Here is an 18,775-nt window from a genome sequence, read left to right on the forward strand (position 1 = left end):
TCGTACGCCGATAATGGACTACACATGAAGTGAATCCCGTTCTGGACCGGAGGCCGCATGTCCCACACTCCCCACCATGCCTCGCTGCTCGAGGCGGCCTGGGATTGCATACGCCGGGCCCGCGAACACGACTGGTCAACGTCGCCCTTGCTGCGTCTCACCATCCAAGATATCCACTTCTGCGTCGAACGAGGCGGCACCTGGCATGCAACGACGCCCCTGCCCGACGAGGCCCGTGACCTGCTCGACTGCCTGCTGCCGTTAGTCTCCGAAGACGCTCCCCTGGCAATCGCGCAACTTGGGCAGAGCCTCGACGGTCGCATCGCCACCGTTTCCGGTCACTCGCATTATGTGAATGGACTTGCCGGTCGCGTACACCTGCACCGCTTGCGCGCCCTGGTCGACGCCGTTCTGGTGGGGGCTGGCACCGTCGTCGCCGACGATCCGCGACTCAGCGTGCGCCATGTCAACGGTCGCCAGCCGTATCGGGTAGTGCTCGACCCTCGTGGTCGCGTGCCGGCCAGCAGCCATGTCTTCCAGGTCGCCGAGGCGCCGACCCTGCACCTGGTCGGTGAAGGCGTGACTCCCTCCGGGTCAGTGGGTGAGCATGTCGTGCGGATCGCGATGCCGCAAACGGTCAACGGTGTCGAGCCGGGGGCGATTCTCGAACGACTGGCAAGCTTGGGCCTGCAGCGTGTATTGATCGAAGGTGGAGGAAAGACGGTGTCACGCTTCCTTGAAGCTCGGGCACTGCAGCGTCTTCATCTGCTAGTGGCGCCACTTCTGATCGGTTCAGGCCGCGCGGGACTGGAGCTGGCTCCAATTGCGACGCTCGACCAGGCACTGCGCCCCACGTGGCGACGCTTCGAGTGCGGCGACGACCTACTCGTCGACCTAGACTTGACCACTTCCTTCAGTGGTTACTAGGGCTCGCGAAGACATCTCCATGCCCAACCCACACACCAAGCTCCCCACGAGCCAAGGCAGTGCGACGCCGAGCGTGCCAAGAGGCCAGGCGAGCGTGCGCTGCAGGCGCCTGTTCGCTGGCGGCATCAAACCAGCCATCCACCAGGGCGCCGGCAAGAGCCAAGGTGTCGGGCTCCCCAGCGGGCAGTTGCCAGGGGCTGGATGCCGTCTCTACGGCATAGCCATGCTCGACGAAGACATCGCATAACACCGTCGGGGCCGTGCCACCCAGCGCAGCTCCCAAGCCTTTGTCGCGACGCTGATGGGAATTGAACAGGGCATTGACCCAGGCATCCTCCTCGTCATCGAAAAACGAACCCTGCTCATCGACGAAAGCCCAGCGACCATCGACACTCAGGGTCAACAGCACAGCGATGCTTCGTCGCACACAAGCGGCAGCGAAACGCGCTGTCCAGTCGCGGGACACCAGATCGAACAAGGCCGAGGCACAGACCAGGTAAGCCCCCTCCCACCAGGAAGCGTCGAGATCCGCCAAGTCATACGCCTGTGTCTCTACGCTTATTGCTCTCCCCTCTCTATCGCATAGCGTTCGACAGCGATGAGCGGCCTGGACAAGCAGGTCATGATCATGATCGACCAGGCGCCAGTGCTGGGGGCCAGGTAAACGTGGTGCCAGAAAACGCGGGTTGTTGCCGGCACCACTGCCAAGATCGACCAGCACCAGGGGAGCTTCACTCCGCGACAACCAGTCGGCGGCCAGCCGCGTCAAACGCCGACTGCGGGCCCGGTCATCGGCGCGCTCACGCAGCGCCAGCCAATCAAAGTCGAAACGGCTGCCCAGCGCGGAAACGTTCATGGTGGCCCTCCCTCCCTATCGGGTGATGCCAGAGGAGGCCGTTCCAGGGCGGCAGCGAAAGCATCGCCAGCGTCCTGCCAATCATGCTGACGGCCGCGAGCCTCGCGAGCGCCGAGACGCAACCGTGCCCGCAGGTCGGGTTCGTCGAACCATTGCCGCAAGGCATCGCTCAGCGCCATGGCATCGCCAGGTGGCACCGCCAGTCCCGCCCCGGCCGGCAAGGTATGCGCCAGCGCGCCACCGGTGGTGGTGATCACCGGCAAACCATGCGCCAAGGCCTCGGTAACCACCATGCCGTAACCTTCGTAATACGAGGGCAGCACGAACAAATCCGCCTGATGATAAGCCTCCCCCAACGCCTCGCGGGCGCGCTCGCCGAGCAGCCGCAGGCGCTGATCCAGCCCATGCGCGGCGATCGACGCTGCAACTCGTTCTGCATGTGCCGGGTCGCGGTCGAGCCCGCCGATGCAATCGCACCACCAGACGCAATCGGTTAACGACGCCAAGGCCTCGACCAGTACCTCATGCCCCTTGCGAGGCGTCACAGTGGCCACGCACAACAGGCGCTGGCAACGCTCGTCATCTTCATTCACCACGCTGGCCGCCAAGGGCGCGGATTCGACGCCAGGTTCGACCACCGCCACCTTGGTGGCGGGCACGCCGAAATCCGCCAGCCGTCGCGCCGTGAATGCACTGGTGGCGATGACTCGCCCGACCGCCGACAGAGCGCGGGTTTCGCTGATCGTAAAGCGTGTACGTTCGGCATCATCAAGGCCGGTTTCATCGGCCAGCGGATGATGCACCAGCGCGGTGATGTCGAGCCGTCGCCCATGCGCCGCCACCACTTCGGGCAGAGCGCCCATGGCCAGGCCATCGATAACCACCCGCGCGCCATCCGCCTGACGGACCAATGCTGTTTCCAGGGCTTGAGCTGCCACGGCATTCGGTTCAGGGAATGTTCCCTCAAGACCGGTCACCTCGACCCGCCAGCCCCGTGCCCGCAGCACCTCCGCAATACGCGCGTCGTAGACATAGCCGCCAGTGAGCTGAGCCGGGTCGCCGGCAACGATCAGAGTCACGGATGTCGTCACAGCGCCCCCTCGTAGCTGGCCCAGGCGACATGCGATTCGTGCAGTGTCACGCACATGGCGGTAAGCCCCTTGGCGTTTTCTCCCAGTCGCCCCTTGTGCACGACCTTGGCCAAACGTTCGAAAACCACCCGCGCCATAAACTCGGTGGTGGTGTTATGCCCCTTGAACTCCTCGAACTCATCGAGGTTTTGCAGATGGAACTCGACCAGCACTTCATGCAGCGCTTCGCTGGCCCGGCAGATATCCACGACCAGGTCGTCGCGATCGAGATCCGGTCGCTTGAAGGTCACGTCGACGACATAGGTGGCACCATGGCAGCGTTGGGCCGGGCCGAAGGCTTCGCTACCGAAGCTGTGAGCAATCATGAAGTGATCTCGAACGGTCAAGCTGAACATGCGCTTCTCCATTTCTCAGGCGTTGTCCAAAAAGGGCGATGGCCGGTCAGGGGTAGCGCAGCCTATGACACAGCACCTCGCCACTGCCGGAGACGAGGTCCGGCATGGTCTCGGGAAGGTCGAGAAAATCGCTCTCGCCGCTGATCAGGGCATCGAGACACTCGTCCGCCAGCAGTTCGAGAGCCAACGCCAGGCGCCGGTGATGATCCCACCGCGGGCGCCGCGCCGTAGCGATACCACCGACTTGGCTCGAGCGCAGGGTCAACCGCCGGGCATGGAAGGCCTCGCCCAACGGTAAACCGACCTCTTGCTCACCATACCAGCTCATTTCCAGCACGGTGGCTTCCGGCCCGGCAAGCCGGAGGGCGCGGCGCAGCCCGCCGGGGTTGCCGCTGGCGTGCACCACCAAGTCGTTGTCGCACGGCGCCTGCGGGGGGGAGCAAAAGCCGACACCCAGCGCCTCGGCCAGTTCGGCGCGCCGCGGCTCGATATCCACTAACCGCACCCGAGTGCCGGGAATGCGGGCACACAGATAGGCAACCAGCGCCCCGACGACGCCGGCACCGATCACCAGAACTCGATCGCCGAGACTCGGTGCTGCATCCCATACGCCATTGAGAGCGGTTTCCATATTGGCTGCCAGCACCGCTCGCTCCGGGGGAAGGCCATCGGGCAGAGGCTGCACGGCACCGGCTGGCACCACATAGCGATCCTGATGCGGATAGAGACAGAACACATGCCGATTGCGCAGCGTCTCAGGACCCGCTTCGACGATGCCGACACTGGCATAGCCGTACTTGAGCGGGGCGGGGAAGTCGCCACTCTGGAACGGAGCACGCATGCGCTGATATTCGCTGGTCGGTACCTGACCGTTGAACACCAGCGCCTCGGTCCCGCGACTGACGGCACTATAGCGTGTCCTAACCCGGACCTCGTCACGCCCCAGTGGTGGCAACGACTCGTCACGCAATGCCCCATGGCCGGGGGCCAGGAGCCAGAATGCCTTGGCGGAAATTGGTGACATGACACTGTACTTGTGGTTGTTGGGCAACCAGATCTACGCTCAACCAATCACACTCTTCCACTCAGCATAGAAGGCTAGGGGAAAACCGCCGATGGATGAGCCGCCATCGCCTACTCGCCCGGCCGGCTTGCTCCGCGCGTTTTCCGATACGCGTCTGTGGCGGGGCTGGGCCAATCGCATCACTCTGCTGCGCGCCGTGTTGGTGACGATGATGGCCGGAACCTTGCCGTTTCCCGAGTTCATGGCGCGCCAGGCCGTTGCCCTGGCCTGCCTGGCTTTCATCGCCTTGCTGCTCGACGGGCTCGATGGCTGGGTAGCACGGCGAACCCGTACGGTCAGTACCTTCGGCGCCCGTTTCGACATGGAAGTCGATGCCTTCTTCATCCTGGTACTGTGCGCCGCTCTCATGGTGCTCGACAAGGTGGGTGCCTGGGTGCTGGCGATCGGCGCCATGCGCTATGCGTTCGTCGCTGCCAGCTGGTATTGGACCTGGCTGCGCGCCGAATTGCCCGACAGCCGCCGGCGCAAGGTCGTCTGCGTGTGGCAGGTCGCCACCTTACTGGTGTGCCTGTTACCGGTCGTCGGCCATGACCAGGCAGCGCTGCTGAGTGGCACGGCGCTACTGCTGCTGTTGGTTTCCTTCTCCGTCGATGTGCGCTGGTTGGCCACTCATGCCTCCCCCGAGGAAGCGCCGAGTGCATCGGCGAAGATTCGATGATCGATGTCGAGGCATTGCGGCAATAATCGCCATCACCTAGACTGACCACACTCGCTTGACGGGGTGCCGGTGAATCCGGCTGAGATGGCGCAGTTTGCAAGGCGAACAGCAGCGCCGATCCCGTGGAACCTGATCCGGGTGAGCGTGCCGGGGCATGGTGCCTTGGCAGGCGTGTACCGGCGTAGGGAATCAGGCGGTGGCGTTTTGTCCCACTCCACCTCCCCCCTGCCCGACCTCCGGATCAGTTGCCATCGACCGGAGATGTCATGGGTTACCGCTTCGATGATCTGAAAGCCGCCTGCCAGGCTGACTGGCGCGCCTACATCGAGCACGATTTCGTGCGTCGGGTGGGTGCTGGCACTCTCGCGGAGGACGCCTTTCGTCACTATCTGCAACAGGATTATCTGTTCCTGCTGCATTTCGCGCGTGCCTATGCCCTGGCCGCCTACAAGAGCCGAACGCTCGACGAATTGCGCCAGGCTCATGAAGGCCTCAAGGCTATTCTCGATGTCGAGCTTGGCCTGCATATCGACTACTGTCGCACTTGGGGCATCGATGAAGACGACCTGGCCACGTTGCCCGAGGCCCGGGCTACCCTGGCCTATACCCGCTACGTGCTCGACGCCGGCAGCCGCGGCGATCTGCTCGACCTGCACGTGGCACTGGCTCCGTGCCTGGTAGGCTATGGCGAGGTCGCCAACTGGCTGGAGTCCCAGGAATTCACGCTACGCGGCGAGGCCAACCCCTTCGAGGCGTGGATCGCCATGTATGCAAGCCCTGACTTCCAGGCCGCGATGCGCGCCGAAATCGACTGGCTGGATACCCGACTCGCCGATGTATCGCCGAGCCGCTTCCAGGAATTGACCACCCTCTTTCGCGATGCCACACGACTGGAGATCGATTTCTGGCAAATGGGCCTCGACCGGGCCTTCTGATAATCACTTGATGAACCCACTCGCTTGACGGGGTGCCGTTGAGAGCGGCTGAGATCATGCGGCGCGATATCAGCGCCCGAGCATGGATCCCGTTGAACCTGAACTGGCTAGGACCAGCGTAGGGATCAAGCGACAAGCAGGCATCCGATCCAACCTGCCCCTGTCCCTTCCCCGCCGGTCCTCCCAGACGACCACACGCTGGCTTATTAAGGAAGGGAGAACCCTCACATGGCAAAAACCGCCCACTTTCTCGCCGAGAGCGCTCGCGTCGATGATGCTGCCGTCAAACCCTTGCCAGGCTCGCGCAAGGTCTACGTCGAAGGCTCGCGCCCCGACATCCGCGTGCCGTTCCGCGAGATTTCGCTGTCGCCGACCAAGACTTCCGGCGCCGACGAACAGAACCCGCCGCTGCTGGTCTACGACACCTCAGGCCCGTACACCGATCCGGATACCTGTATCGACCTGCGCCGAGGGTTGCCCGAGCTGCGCCGTGCCTGGATCGACGAGCGTGACGACACCGAATTCCTCGACGGTCCGACCAGCGAATATGGCCAGCGCCGTGCCAATGACCCGATGCTTGCGCCGCTGCGCTTCGACCTGACCCGTACCCCCCGTCGGGCCAAGCCCGGTAAGAACGTCACCCAACTCCATTACGCACGCCAGGGCATCATCACCCCGGAGATGGAATTCATCGCCATTCGCGAGAATCAGCGCCGCCAGGCGTTGGGGACGGAAGAGGTCGAGCGTATCCTAGGTCACCAGCACCCGGGCCAGAGCTTCGGCGCCAAGCTGCCCGAGGAGATCACCCCCGAATTCGTACGTCAGGAAGTGGCGGCGGGCCGTGCCATCATTCCCAACAACATCAACCATCCGGAATCCGAGCCGATGATCATCGGCCGCAACTTCCTGGTGAAGATCAACGGCAACCTGGGCAACTCGGCGGTGACCTCCTCGATCGAGGAAGAGGTCGACAAGATGACCTGGGGCATCCGCTGGGGCGCCGATACGATCATGGACCTCTCCACCGGGCAGAACATCCACGAGACCCGCGAGTGGATCATTCGCAACGCCCCGGTGCCGATCGGTACCGTGCCCATCTACCAGGCGCTGGAGAAGGTCAACGGCGTCGCTGAGGATCTGACCTGGGAGGTGTTCCGCGACACCCTCATCGAGCAGGCCGAGCAGGGCGTGGACTATTTCACCATCCACGCCGGCGTGCTGCTGCGCTATGTGCCACTGACCGCCAAGCGGGTCACCGGCATCGTCTCCCGCGGCGGCTCGATCATGGCCAAGTGGTGCCTGTTCCACCACCAGGAGAGCTTCCTCTATGCCCATTTCGAGGAGATCTGCGAGATCTGCAAGCAGTATGACGTGGCGTTCTCGCTGGGTGACGGCCTGCGCCCCGGCTCGGTGGCCGACGCCAACGACGAGGCGCAGATGGCCGAGCTCAAGACCCTCGGCGAGCTGACCAAGATCGCCTGGAAGCACGACGTGCAGGTGATGATCGAGGGCCCCGGCCACGTGCCCATGCACCTCGTGAAAGAGAACATGGACAAGCAGCTCGAGTACTGCGACGAGGCGCCCTTCTACACCCTCGGGCCGCTGGTCACCGACATCGCCCCGGGCTACGACCACATCACCTCCGGCATCGGTGCGGCGATGATCGGCTGGTACGGCTGTGCCATGCTGTGCTACGTCACCCCCAAGGAACACCTTGGCCTGCCCAACAAGGACGACGTCAAGACCGGCATCATCACCTACAAGATTGCCGCCCACGCCGCCGACCTGGCCAAGGGGCATCCGGCCGCCCAGCGTCGCGACAACGCGTTGTCCAAAGCGCGCTTCGAGTTCCGCTGGGAAGACCAGTTCAACCTAGGCCTCGACCCGGACACCGCGCGCGAGTACCACGACGAGACCCTGCCCAAGGACTCAGCCAAGGTGGCCCACTTCTGCTCGATGTGCGGGCCCAAGTTCTGCTCGATGAAGATCAGCCAGGAAGTCCGCGACTACGCCAAGGAGAAGGGGCTTGACGGCGACCAGGAAGCAGTGATGAAGGGCATGGAGGAGCAGGCCGAGAAGTTCCGCCGCGAAGGCGCCGAGCTCTACAAGGAGGTCTGAGGTCGACCGAACACGTTACCGCCACGGTAACCGATCTCGAACACAGGGCCGCACCATGCGGCCCTGTGTCTTTTACAACATCTCATTATACGAGACGAACTTCCGATTTTATCTCGCTAAGCTGTGGGCTGGCTCATCAACCCGTGACACGATAATGACGTCCAATCGCCATCCCACGGCACAAGGTCCCTCGACTCTGGTGCATGCCATGCAGGTACTACAGGTCACCGCTGCCTGTGGCTATCGTGGGGCAAGCATCGACGACTACCTGGATGCCATCGACCTCAGTCGCCCGACGATCTATCGGCTGTTGAAAGGGCTCAAGGAGCAAGGGTTCCTGCGTCCCTCGCCGATCCGGGGTCGTTATCTGCTGGGCTATGAGCTACTGGTTCTCGGCGCCCAGGCCGGCAACGGAGCCGGGCTGCGCGACCTGGCACGTCCCCGACTGCTGTCGCTGGCCCAACGCCTCGGCGACAGCTTCTATCTTTTCGCCCGCGATGGCGTCAATGCGGTGTGTCTCGAAGTCCAGAACGGAGACTATCCGGTCGGCAGCTTCGTGCGCGCAACCGGTGGACGCCTGCCTCTGGGTGTCGGCCAGGCGTCCATCGCGCTGCTCGCCTATCTCGGGGAATCGGAGCGCAAGGCGATCCTCATGCACAATGCTTCTCGCCTGCAGTCCGACTACAACATCTCCCCCACCAACGTCGAAGTCGAGATCCACCACCTCTTGAAGACCGGCTATGCACGAGGTGTCGAAGGCTCGCAACTGCCGGAATATACCGGACTGGCCATCCCCATTCTCGACCATAGTGGGCATCCCCTCGGAGCGATGAGCTGTTCGATGCTCAAATCGCGCATGACCGAATCCCATAAGCAAGAGGTGCTGGAAAGCATGCAGGCCGAGGCCCTCGAGATGGTGCAGCAGGCACACGGCCTGTTGTACGTGGAATAAGCCCGCATGGCCTGGCCTAACCTTCCCTCTCACGAACGCCCCTGCGGCTGGAATCTGTGGCTGCCGGACCGTGAACCTTTCCCCACCTTGCGCGGCGATGCCACAGCCGACCTGGTAATCGTCGGTGCCGGCTATACCGGCCTTGCCGCCGCCATGGCATGGCAAGACGCCCGGCCCCACGACCGAATCAAGATCCTCGATGCCGAACGTCTCGGCGAAGGCAGCCCCGGGCGAAATTCCGGTTTCATGCTGGAAATCGCACTGGCCAACGATGCCAGCCCCAAGGAACTCGAACGGATGTCTCGCCTGAATGCGCTGACCCGCCAGACCATGGCGCGATTGCGTCAGCGTGTCGAAGCGCATGGCATCGACTGCCAGCTCCAGCATAGCGGCACCTATCGCGCGGCCAGTAGCCCCGCCGGACGCCAATTCCTGGCCTCGTATCGCGCATTCCTTGACTCCGCCAAGCTGCGTTACGACACCCTGGACGGTGATGCGCTGGCCGAGCGAATCGGCACACGCTACTACACGGAAGGCCTCTACTCGCCTGACTGTTACCTCGTGCAGCCCGCCGCCTTGATCCGGGGATTGGCGGAAACGCTCCCCGCAAACGTCGAGTTGCACGAACAGTGCCCGGCCACCGCCATTCATCGAGATAACGAAAGCTGGCGTGTCATCACCGCCGAAGGCGAAATACGCACGCCTCGGGTCATTCTCGCCAACAACGCCTTTGCACGCGCTTTCGGCGCCGATGCGTCACGCCTGACGGCCATTTATACCTATGCCGCCGTGACTGCTGTGCTGGCGGACTCGAATCGCACGCGGATCATGCCCCAAACCTGGGGGCTACTGCCGGCGCATCGACTCGGCTGCACGTTACGCACGACCTCCGATGGACGCCTGATGATCCGCTCGCGATACAGCTACGAGCGCGAGGCAAGCAACACCCGAATCGAGGACTCGCTGAAAGCAAGTCTGGAAGCCCGCTTTCCCGAGCTCGCCCCGATTCGATTCGAGCGTGTGTGGGGCGGCACCACCGGGCTGACCCATAACGGCGCCCCCCTATGGGGCGAGATTCAGCCGGGCCTGTATGTCTCGGCCGGCTGCAATGGTGGCGGCATCGTCAAGGGCACCTTTCTTGGCAATGCCCTGGCACGTCATGCCCTTGGCCTGCCGGTCGAGGATATCCAGGCGCTCTTCGGCCGTGCCAGTTGGATGCCCCCCGAGCCAGTCCGCCGCATCGGTTTCCATCTCACGGCGGCGCTGGAACGGCGTAAGGCCAGCCGCGAAACCTGAGCATTTTCATCCACAACAACAATCGAGGTAACCAATGGACCTTCACGATCATCTTGGGCTGCTGTCGGTCATGCCGGCGGCACTTGCCATCCTGCTGGCTTTCGTCACGCGCAACACCGTGTTCTCCCTTGCCGTCGCCTGTTTCGTCGGCGTCATGTCGATGGACAAGGGGCTCATGGGCTTTCCGACTCTCCTCAAAGAGACGTTGGGCACCACCAGTTTCTCGTGGATACTCTTGCTCGAACTGTTCATCGGCACCGTCATCGCGTTCTTCCAGCGCACCGGCGCCATCCAGAACTTCACTTCCTGGATAGAGCGCCGGGCCCTATCGCGGGTACGCGTTCAACTCGTCGGCTGGTTCATGGGAATGTTCGTGTTCTTCAGCGACTATTTCAGCCCGCTGTTCGTCGGCACCACCGTGCGCGGACTGACCGACCGCTACAAGGTCTCCCGGGAGAAGCTGGCCTATATCGCCGACTCCACATCGGCCCCCGTCAGCGTTCTGGTACCGATCACCGGTTGGGCGGTGTTCATCTCCGGGTTGCTGATCGGCATGGGCCCCATCGAGGACGCTGGGCAGGCCATGTCGGTTTTCCTGGGGGCGATCCCCTACAACATATATGCCTGGCTTTCCGTGCTGACGGTCGGCCTGGTGATCGTCGGTATCGTTCCCCTCTTCGGCCCGATGCGCCGAGCGGAAAAGCGCGCACAGGAAGAAGGCAAAGTACTGCGGGACGGCGCCGAACCGCTGGTCGGAGAAGAGCTTACCGATATCCAACCATATGGCAGCGTCCGCACTTCGCTGTTCCTCAACTTCTTCTTACCGGTACTGATCGTCATCGGCGTCGCCGTGGGCACCTTCATCGTCATGGGTTCCGCCAAGACCATGGAAGCGTTTCTGGCGGCATCCGTGACGCTGGGTGTGCTCATGCGACTGCAGGGCATTCCCTTCCATGACATCATGAAAACGGCTATTTCCGGGATGAAAGGGGTGATGCCCGCAATCGTCATTCTCGCCCTGGCCTATTCGCTGAACCAACTGTCCAAGGACATGGGCACCGCCACCTATATCGTGGAAGTAACGCAGGATTGGCTGACTCCCTCACTGCTACCTGCCATGACCTTCCTTATCGCCGCGGTGATCGCCTTTTCCACCGGAACCTCCTGGGGCACTTTCGCGATCATGATGCCATTGTCCGTACCGATCGCCTTCACCTTTACCAGTGATCAGGTCACGCCGCTGGTCTACGCCACCGTGGCAGCCGTGGCGGGAGGAGGCGTATTCGGCGACCACTGCTCACCACTCTCGGACACCTCGGTGCTGGCCTCCACCGGTGCGGCATCCGACCATATCGATCACATCAAGACACAGATTCCCTTCGCCCTGGCCGTCGCGTTCATTGCGCTTTTCGCCTATCTGATCGCGGGTAGTTGGCTATAGAAATATGGTACTTGATGCCCCCGCCGTTACCGGCGGGGCAGTTTTGGCTGCGGCGGACATGGAACGCGTCAGAAACGATAAATCACGCCGACGCTGGCGGCATCGAAGGTAAAGTCGGATTCATCGAGATAGCGCATGTAATCGGCACCGACCGAGACATTGGGCATTATGTCGAACTCGGCGCCAGCGCCGTAGGAGAAGTCATTTTCCCGATCATTGTCGGGAAATAGGCCCTTCACCTCGCTATAGCCAGCCAGGCCATAGAGACGGAATTCGTCGGCCACCGGCAGGATGCCCTTGGCATAGGCGCCAACCACATAATCCAGTTCAGTCTCCAGACCGCGGTTGGTATCGGAACCGCCGCTGCCTAAATGCCCTTCCACAGCAAAGTAGTCACTGAGCTGAGCACCACCACGCAAGCGCAGGCCGACGCTGTCGGCGGAGGGCCCACGATCGGGGTCGAGCTCCCAGAACATGGCATCACCGCCGACATAGATCTGGGGATAGCTGGCGGACTGGAATGACTGTGCCTGGACCGTGGCGGCAGTGCCAACCATCAGTAGTGTAGCGGCGGATATGGCAAACAGTTTCATGGGCCACCTCCCACTTAGGAAACAGCGTTTTCTTACTCTCATGAAGTTTGGCTCACAACTCTCGGACTTGCAATGTGCTCTTGACCCGATCGCTTTCGTCGTTCGACGATCGGCACCGTCCTTGCTTGCAGCCTACCCATACGGCGCTATGGTAAGAGAGTATTCCGCTGGTTTCTCCAGCGACGGCTGGTTCTCCAATGCTCAACGAGGAGACGCTAGCATGACCCCAAGGACCGATACCCTAGAGAATGTGACTCAACACCAGCTCCGCTCGCTTGCCCATCGCGACCCCAAGCCGGAAGTGGAGCTTTGCTCCTGCCGAGCGGGTGTCTATCTGGTACACCTGCACGATGAGCAAAAATCCTATCAGCTCGTTGACAACCATCAACAGCCTATCCACTTCCATGCGATCGAAGAGGCCAAGGATCTGCTGCGCCCTATGGGGTTCACCCATGGCATCCTGACCTTCATCGACGATAGCGACGAAATGATCGGCAGCGAGATGGCCCGGGTAAGCAGCGAGGATGCACTGAAGAACGGCACCCGCATCGGCTTTTAGAAGGGAGGTAGCGAATCGCCGGGCTAACACATATTCTGGGAGACCTTGCTTATTCCAGGAGATCGAAATGCCAGGCTTGCTACCCGACGTGGACCCCGATGGACTGCTCGAGTATTCGGTGGTCTATACCGATCGTTCGTTGAATCACATGTCGCAGTCATTCCAGCGGGTGATGCGCGACATTTCCCGGACCCTGAAGGACGTCTACAGTGCCGAAGCGGCAGTGATCGTGCCTGGTAGCGGTACCTTCGGCATGGAGGCGGTAGCCCGGCAGTTCGCCACCGGCAAGAAGACCCTGGTAATCCGCAATGGCTGGTTCAGCTACCGCTGGACTCAAATCTTCGAGATGGGCGATATCCCCGCCACTTCGACGGTGCTGAAAGCACGCCGTGTCGTCGAGGAAGCGCAGGCACCCTTCATCCCGGCGCCCATCGACGAGGTCGTAGCCGCCATCGAGGCCGAACGACCGGACCTGGTCTTCGCTCCGCACGTGGAAACCGCCTCGGGCATGTTGCTGCCCGACGACTACCTGAAAGAGGTCGCTGATGCCGTACACCGGGTCGGCGGGCTGTTCGTGCTCGACTGCATCGCCTCCGGCACGTTGTGGGTGGACATGCGCGAAAGTGGCGTCGACGTGCTGATCAGCGCGCCGCAAAAAGGCTGGAGCGGTTCACCGTGCTGTGCCATGGTGATGCTCTCTCCACGTGCCCTGGAGCGACTCGAAACCACCACCAGCACCAGCTTCGCTGCCGATCTGCGCAAGTGGCATGAGATCATGCAAGCCTACGAGAGCGGCGGTCATGCCTACCACGCCACCATGCCCACCGATGGCTTGCGGCGCCTGCGCAACATCATGCAAGAAACCGCCGACTACGGCTTTGACAAGGTTCGCGACGAACAGTGGGAGCTCGGTCAACGAGTACGCGCCCTGCTCGAAGAGCGAGGTTTCGTGAGCGTGGCAGCCGAGGGCTTCAAGGCGCCTGGCGTGGTGGTCAGCTATACCGGGGATGGCGCCATAGCGGGCAAGTTCATGGCGGCCGGCCTGCAGGTAGCCACCGGAGTACCGCTGATGTGCGACGAAGGCGATGAATACCAAGCCTTCCGCATCGGCTTGTTCGGCCTGGACAAGCTGCATGACGTGGACGGCGCCGTGGCACGACTCGAGAAGGCGCTGGCACAGTTGGAAAGCACACCCTAGCCGATCTTACGTGGTTCAACGATAACGACGAGGGCGACCCATTGGGCCGCCCTCTTCTCCAGATGCTCTTCGGTACGGTCATGCTTAAAACAGCGATAGCAGGATTCGCTCGCCATATCCCCACAACAGCACCGTCACCGCCAATAGTGCCTCAAGCACCAGCACGCCTATCGCCAGGGTCGTGCTGGAGACGATGAAGCCTTCTTCACTGCTGATATCGAGGAAGGCGGGTATGCCCACATAGAGGAGATAGGCGGTATAGCAGAGCCCAATGATCCCCGCCAGCAAGCACAGCCAGACCAAGGGATAGAGCGCCACCATCCCACTCAAGAACATGGGCGTGGCGAGATACCCGGCGAAGATCACGCAACGCCGACGGCTGGGCGGATTGGCGTAGCGCTGCGCCATCCAGTGGATCACGCTTCCCATCACGAACACCGCAGCCAGGATCGCGATGTAGAAAGCGATACCGGCATAGAACGCATCCAACAGGTTCAGCTTGATGGTGCGCTCTCCTCCCAATCCCCATCCGACTTGGGTGGTACCGATATAGGCGCAGATCACGGGAATCGCGCCCATGACGAACACATGGTGCGCATAGAGGTGCGTCACCGTTTCCCGTTCGTCATGCATCTGCTTCCATTCCCGATAGGGATGGGCCAACAGCCCCCAGACATGAGTCAGCATCCGAAATCTCCTGCTATCCGTATGAACGGCATACCGCCAAGGATGCCCGCTTGGGCATCCCTGACAGTATAGGCAGGCGTATCGCGATGCTGTTTCAACGCAACTGTGGACGGATGGCCGCCCAGGAGGAAAGTGAGTCAGCTCACAAGAGGGGCAGCGCCCCGAGGGTCGAATCCAGCGACATCATCAGGCTCAGTGCCGTGATGGTGAGGATCGAGCAGCCGAAGATGCGTCTCGCCCAATGCGCCTCGTCGCGAGCACGGTACCCCTGCAGCGCCAGATACAGCCAATAGAGCCCCATGACCAACGCGACGGCAAGATAGCCCGGGCCGGCATAGCCCGCCAGGCTGAGCGTCAGCGTGGCAGCAATGAAGGCCAGGATATAGCCGAGGATGTGATGTCGGGCCGTTGCAATTCCCCTGACCACCGGCAGCACGGGGATCGAAGCCACCCGATAATCTTCGAGGCGGAAGATAGCGATAGCGTAGGAATGCGGCATCTGCCACAGGCTGAAGATGATCAGCAGTGTCAGCGCCCCCGGGTCGAAGTGCCCGGTCACGGCACAATATCCTACTACCGGTGGCACAGCCCCCGACAGGCTGCCCACCAACGTGCCGTACTCGGAGTGCCGTTTCATGTACAGGCTATAGGCACCGACATAAATCACGAAGCCGAACGCCGCCAAGCCCACCGTCAAGGGGTTGGTGCCGAACGCCAACAGCACGAAGCCCGCAATGCCCAGCAATGTGGCTTGACAAAGCGCCACGGCGGGCGAGATGCGTCCCTGCACCAGCGGGCGATCGCGAGTGCGCCGCATGACGGCATCGATATCGCGATCGATGACGTTGTTGAACGTACAGCCCGACGCGATCACCAAGGCCAGACCGATCAGCGCGGAGAGAAACAACAACGGGTCGAACTCACCGCGGGCGGCCAGAAAATAGCCGCCAATGACGGAGATCAGGTTACCGCCGATGATCCCTGGCTTGGTCAGGATAAAGAGGTCCTTGACCACTCCATGACGCGGCATCAGCCGATCATCGTGTTCAGATGCAGATGATGCATGATCCACAGCGAACCTCCGACGACCAGGACGAGTATCGTCACCGTGAAGACAAAGGAGAGGAAGTTCCACCCCTCGTCCGACTTGGTGTTCATGTGCATGAACATGATCAATTGCACGAGAATCTGCAGTGTCGCCGTGACGACGATGACTGCGACCATGGCCATGGTGCTCAATGCACCGCTCATCACCACGGCGAACGGAATCACGGTCAGCACGATGGATAGGATCAGCCCCATGACATAGGACTTGACGCTGCCGTGCGCAGAGTGCGAATCGCTCATCTCACAGGACTCCCATCAGGTAGACGAAAGAGAAGACACAGATCCAGACGATGTCGAGGAAGTGCCAGAACAGGCTCAGGCACAGGATCCTCGGTCGGGTCACGTCGTTCAGACCCTTGGTATGGAGTTGCACGAGCATCACCAGGATCCAGATCAAGCCGAAGGTCACGTGCAGGCCGTGGGTGCCGACCAGGGTGAAGAACGCCGACAGGAAGGCACTGCGATCGGGACCGAAGCCCTCATGGATCAAGTGCTGGAACTCATAGATTTCCATGCCCACGAAGGCAGCGCCGAGCAGGAAGGTGATACCCAGCCAGGCCTTGATTTGCCCGATCCTGCCAGCATTCATCGCCAGCACCGCCATGCCGTAGGTGAAGCTACTGAACAGCAGCAGGAAGGTCTCGACCAGGATGAACGGCAGCTCGAAGATGTCCGCTCCCGTCGGGCCCCCGGCCGTGCCCTTCATGAGCACGGCGTACGTGGCGAACAACGATCCGAAGATCACCAGGTCGCTCATCAGGTAGACCCAGAAGCCGAATACCTTTATGCCTCCGGCATCATGGTGATCATGCGCATCGTGATGACTCAATGTTTCGGTAGTCATGATTACACCTGCATTCCAAACCGTGTGTTGGGCACGCTCTCATCCTCGGGCTGCTGCTCGCGCAGCTTCAGCCGTTGCTGATGCTCGCGCTCGATGCGCTCGACTTCCGCGGCGGACACGTAGTAGTCGACATCATCGTTGAAGATGCGCGCCAGGAAACTGACGAAGGTTCCGGCGGCACCGACGATCGCCAGCCACCAGATATGCCAGATCAGCGCAAAGCCCAGGATCAGCGCGAACAGGCTGATGATCGGCCCGGCCGCAGTGTTCTTGGGCATGTGGATGTCCTGGTACGGCCCCTTGCTTACCGCCTGGATGCCTTGTTGCTTCTGCGCCCAGAAGCAGTCGACGGAATCGACCTGCGGCAGATGCGCGAAGTTGTAGAAAGGCGCGGGTGAGGACGTGGCCCACTCCAGGGTACGTCCATCCCAGGGGTCGCCAGTGACATCCGCGTACTTGCGGCGATCACGGATGCTGACCCAGAACTGGATCACGGTGCAGATGATACCCAGCATGATGATGACGGCGCCCACCCAGGCCAGCAGCATCCACGGTTGCCACTCGGGGTTGTCATAGGACTGCATGCGGCGCACGGCGCCGAAGAAGCTCAGCACGTAGAGCGGCATGAAGGCCACGTAGAAGCCCACCAGCCAACACCAGAAGGAGCGCTTGCCCCACTTCTCGTCGAGCTTGAAGCCGAAGGCCTTCGGGAACCAGTAGGTCAGGCCCGCCATCATCCCGAACAACACACCGCCGATGATCACGTTATGGAAATGCGCGATGACGAACAGGCTGTTGTGCAACACGAAGTTGGCAGCCGGCACCGCCAACATTACCCCGGTCATGCCGCCCAAGGTGAAAGTGATGATGAAGCCCAGCGTCCACAGTACCGGCGAGGAAAACTCGAGGCTGCCGCGATACATGGTGAACAGCCAGTTGAAGACCTTCACCCCGGTGGGAATGGCGATGATCATCGTCATGATGCCGAAGAAGGCATTGACGTTGGCTCCCGCTCCCATGGTGAAGAAATGGTGCAACCAAACGATGAATGACAGCAGCGTGATGCACACGGTCGCCCAGACCATGGTGTTGTAACCGAACAGGCGCTTGCGGGCGAAGGTCGCGATGACTTCCGAGAACACGCCGAATGCCGGCAGGATGAGGATGTACACCTCCGGGTGACCCCAGGCCCAGATGAGGTTGACGTACATCATCACGTTGCCGCCGAAATCGTTGGTAAAGAAGTGCATTCCCAGGTAGCGATCCAACGTCAGCAGGGCGATGGTCGCCGTCAGGATCGGGAAGGAAGCGATGATCAGTACGTTGGCGCACAGTGACGTCCAGGTGAAGATCGGCATGCGGAACAGCGTCATGCCCTTGGTGCGCATCTTCAGGATGGTCACGAAGAAGTTGATACCGGTGAGCGTCGTGCCGATCCCCGATATCTGCAATGCCCATATCCAGTAGTCGACGCCGACCCCGGGACTGTATTCGATTCCCGATAGCGGGGCATAAGCCAACCAGCCGGTCTTGGCGAATTCACCGACGAACAGCGAGATGTTGACCAGGATCGCCCCAGCCGCGAACAGCCAGAAGCTCAGGTTGTTGAGGAATGGGAAGGCAACGTCGCGGGCACCAATCTGCAGCGGCACCACCAGGTTCATCAGACCGATGACCATGGGCATGGCGACGAAGAAGATCATGATCACGCCATGGGCAGTGAAGATCTGGTCATAGTGTTCGGGAGGCAGATACCCCGCTGACCCGGCGGATGCCATGGCCAGTTGGGTACGCATCATGATGGCATCGGCGAAGCCCCGTAACAGCATCACCAGCGCCACGATGAAGTACATGATGCCAAGCTTCTTGTGGTCCACGGAGGTGAACCACTCGCTCCACAACCAGTTCCATTTGCGGAAATAGGTCAAGGCACCGAACAGGGCGAGACCACCGATGATGACGGCAATTCCCACGGCCACCAGGATCGGCTCGTGATAGGGAATCGCTTCCAAGCTGAGTTTTCCGAACATGATG

At 61.5% G+C, this 18,775-nt stretch carries 19 protein-coding genes and 2 riboswitches; of the genes, 9 read left to right on the forward strand and 10 right to left on the reverse strand.

The window, feature by feature from the left end:
* Positions 1-57: 57 nt before the first annotated feature.
* Positions 58-927, forward strand: a complete 870-nt coding sequence (locus tag IE093_RS09835; protein WP_189468643.1) for a RibD family protein — start codon at positions 58-60, stop codon at positions 925-927.
* Here IE093_RS09835 and IE093_RS09840 read toward each other — a convergent pair.
* From IE093_RS09840 to IE093_RS09855, 4 genes are read right to left on the reverse strand one after another with little or no spacing between them, the layout of a single operon-like run.
* Entirely contained in the window at positions 914-1,783 is an 870-nt protein-coding gene (locus IE093_RS09840; RefSeq protein WP_189468644.1) for a class I SAM-dependent methyltransferase, read from the reverse strand. The genes IE093_RS09835 and IE093_RS09840 overlap by 14 nt on opposite strands.
* Positions 1,780-2,874: a glycosyltransferase family 4 protein gene (locus IE093_RS09845; RefSeq protein WP_189468645.1), complete on the reverse strand. Its 1,095-nt coding sequence runs from the start codon at positions 2,872-2,874 to the stop codon at positions 1,780-1,782. Before IE093_RS09845 ends, IE093_RS09840 begins: the two co-directional genes overlap by 4 nt.
* The gene (locus tag IE093_RS09850) at positions 2,871-3,269 is read right to left on the reverse strand and encodes a 6-pyruvoyl trahydropterin synthase family protein (RefSeq protein ID WP_189468646.1); all 399 of its coding nucleotides are present in this window, start codon (positions 3,267-3,269) and stop codon (positions 2,871-2,873) included. Before IE093_RS09850 ends, IE093_RS09845 begins: the two co-directional genes overlap by 4 nt.
* Positions 3,270-3,315: 46 nt before the next feature.
* Entirely contained in the window at positions 3,316-4,293 is a 978-nt protein-coding gene (locus tag IE093_RS09855) for a zinc-dependent alcohol dehydrogenase (RefSeq protein WP_189468647.1), read from the reverse strand.
* Positions 4,294-4,384: 91 nt separating this feature from the next.
* On the opposite strand from IE093_RS09855, the gene IE093_RS09860 reads away from it, so the two are divergent.
* The 6 genes from IE093_RS09860 (at position 4,385) to IE093_RS09885 (ending at position 11,753) form a co-directional block, all read left to right on the forward strand.
* Complete coding sequence (locus tag IE093_RS09860; protein ID WP_189468648.1) at positions 4,385-5,011, forward strand: CDP-alcohol phosphatidyltransferase family protein; 627 nt, start codon at positions 4,385-4,387, stop codon at positions 5,009-5,011.
* 49 nt (positions 5,012-5,060) lie between these two features.
* Positions 5,061-5,217, forward strand: a riboswitch (TPP riboswitch).
* A gap of 60 nt (positions 5,218-5,277) precedes the next feature.
* Complete coding sequence (tenA, locus tag IE093_RS09865; RefSeq protein ID WP_189468649.1) at positions 5,278-5,946, forward strand: thiaminase II; 669 nt, start codon at positions 5,278-5,280, stop codon at positions 5,944-5,946.
* Between the two features lie 18 nt (positions 5,947-5,964).
* A riboswitch (TPP riboswitch) is annotated at positions 5,965-6,088 on the forward strand.
* Between the two features lie 86 nt (positions 6,089-6,174).
* Entirely contained in the window at positions 6,175-8,064 is a 1,890-nt protein-coding gene (thiC, locus tag IE093_RS09870; RefSeq protein WP_189468651.1) for a phosphomethylpyrimidine synthase ThiC, read from the forward strand.
* Between the two features lie 154 nt (positions 8,065-8,218).
* Complete coding sequence (locus tag IE093_RS09875) at positions 8,219-9,016, forward strand: IclR family transcriptional regulator (RefSeq protein WP_189468653.1); 798 nt, start codon at positions 8,219-8,221, stop codon at positions 9,014-9,016.
* 6 nt (positions 9,017-9,022) lie between these two features.
* A complete protein-coding gene (locus tag IE093_RS09880; RefSeq protein ID WP_189468655.1) occupies positions 9,023-10,312 on the forward strand; it encodes an NAD(P)/FAD-dependent oxidoreductase in 1,290 nt (429 codons plus the stop codon).
* 34 nt (positions 10,313-10,346) lie between these two features.
* Positions 10,347-11,753, forward strand: coding sequence for a Na+/H+ antiporter NhaC family protein (locus IE093_RS09885; protein WP_189468657.1), 1,407 nt, complete (start codon positions 10,347-10,349; stop codon positions 11,751-11,753).
* Between the two features lie 68 nt (positions 11,754-11,821).
* Here the strand turns inward: IE093_RS09885 and IE093_RS09890 are convergent, their stop codons facing one another.
* Positions 11,822-12,346 (reverse strand): porin family protein, encoded by a 525-nt coding sequence (locus IE093_RS09890; RefSeq protein WP_189468659.1) that lies wholly within the window; start codon positions 12,344-12,346, stop codon positions 11,822-11,824.
* Positions 12,347-12,566: 220 nt separating this feature from the next.
* On the opposite strand from IE093_RS09890, the gene IE093_RS09895 reads away from it, so the two are divergent.
* Complete coding sequence (locus IE093_RS09895) at positions 12,567-12,905, forward strand: DUF6482 family protein (protein ID WP_189468661.1); 339 nt, start codon at positions 12,567-12,569, stop codon at positions 12,903-12,905.
* 67 nt (positions 12,906-12,972) lie between these two features.
* Complete coding sequence (locus tag IE093_RS09900; protein ID WP_189468663.1) at positions 12,973-14,103, forward strand: pyridoxal-phosphate-dependent aminotransferase family protein; 1,131 nt, start codon at positions 12,973-12,975, stop codon at positions 14,101-14,103.
* Between the two features lie 84 nt (positions 14,104-14,187).
* Here the strand turns inward: IE093_RS09900 and IE093_RS09905 are convergent, their stop codons facing one another.
* From IE093_RS09905 to cyoB, 5 genes are all read right to left on the reverse strand, one after another.
* Positions 14,188-14,790, reverse strand: coding sequence for a Yip1 family protein (locus IE093_RS09905; protein WP_189468665.1), 603 nt, complete (start codon positions 14,788-14,790; stop codon positions 14,188-14,190).
* Positions 14,791-14,932: 142 nt separating this feature from the next.
* Positions 14,933-15,820 (reverse strand): heme o synthase, encoded by an 888-nt coding sequence (gene cyoE / locus IE093_RS09910; RefSeq protein WP_229803447.1) that lies wholly within the window; start codon positions 15,818-15,820, stop codon positions 14,933-14,935.
* Positions 15,820-16,137 (reverse strand): cytochrome o ubiquinol oxidase subunit IV, encoded by a 318-nt coding sequence (cyoD, locus tag IE093_RS09915; RefSeq protein WP_189468668.1) that lies wholly within the window; start codon positions 16,135-16,137, stop codon positions 15,820-15,822. Before cyoD ends, cyoE begins: the two co-directional genes overlap by 1 nt.
* A 1-nt stretch (position 16,138) precedes the next feature.
* Positions 16,139-16,741 (reverse strand): cytochrome o ubiquinol oxidase subunit III, encoded by a 603-nt coding sequence (gene cyoC / locus IE093_RS09920; RefSeq protein ID WP_189468670.1) that lies wholly within the window; start codon positions 16,739-16,741, stop codon positions 16,139-16,141.
* 2 nt (positions 16,742-16,743) lie between these two features.
* On the reverse strand, positions 16,744-18,771 hold the full coding sequence (gene cyoB / locus IE093_RS09925; RefSeq protein ID WP_189468673.1) for a cytochrome o ubiquinol oxidase subunit I: 2,028 nt from the start codon (positions 18,769-18,771) through the stop codon (positions 16,744-16,746).
* Positions 18,772-18,775: the final 4 nt, after the last annotated feature.

The organism is Litchfieldella qijiaojingensis, assembly GCF_014651875.1.
Taxonomy (GTDB): domain Bacteria; phylum Pseudomonadota; class Gammaproteobacteria; order Pseudomonadales; family Halomonadaceae; genus Litchfieldella; species Litchfieldella qijiaojingensis.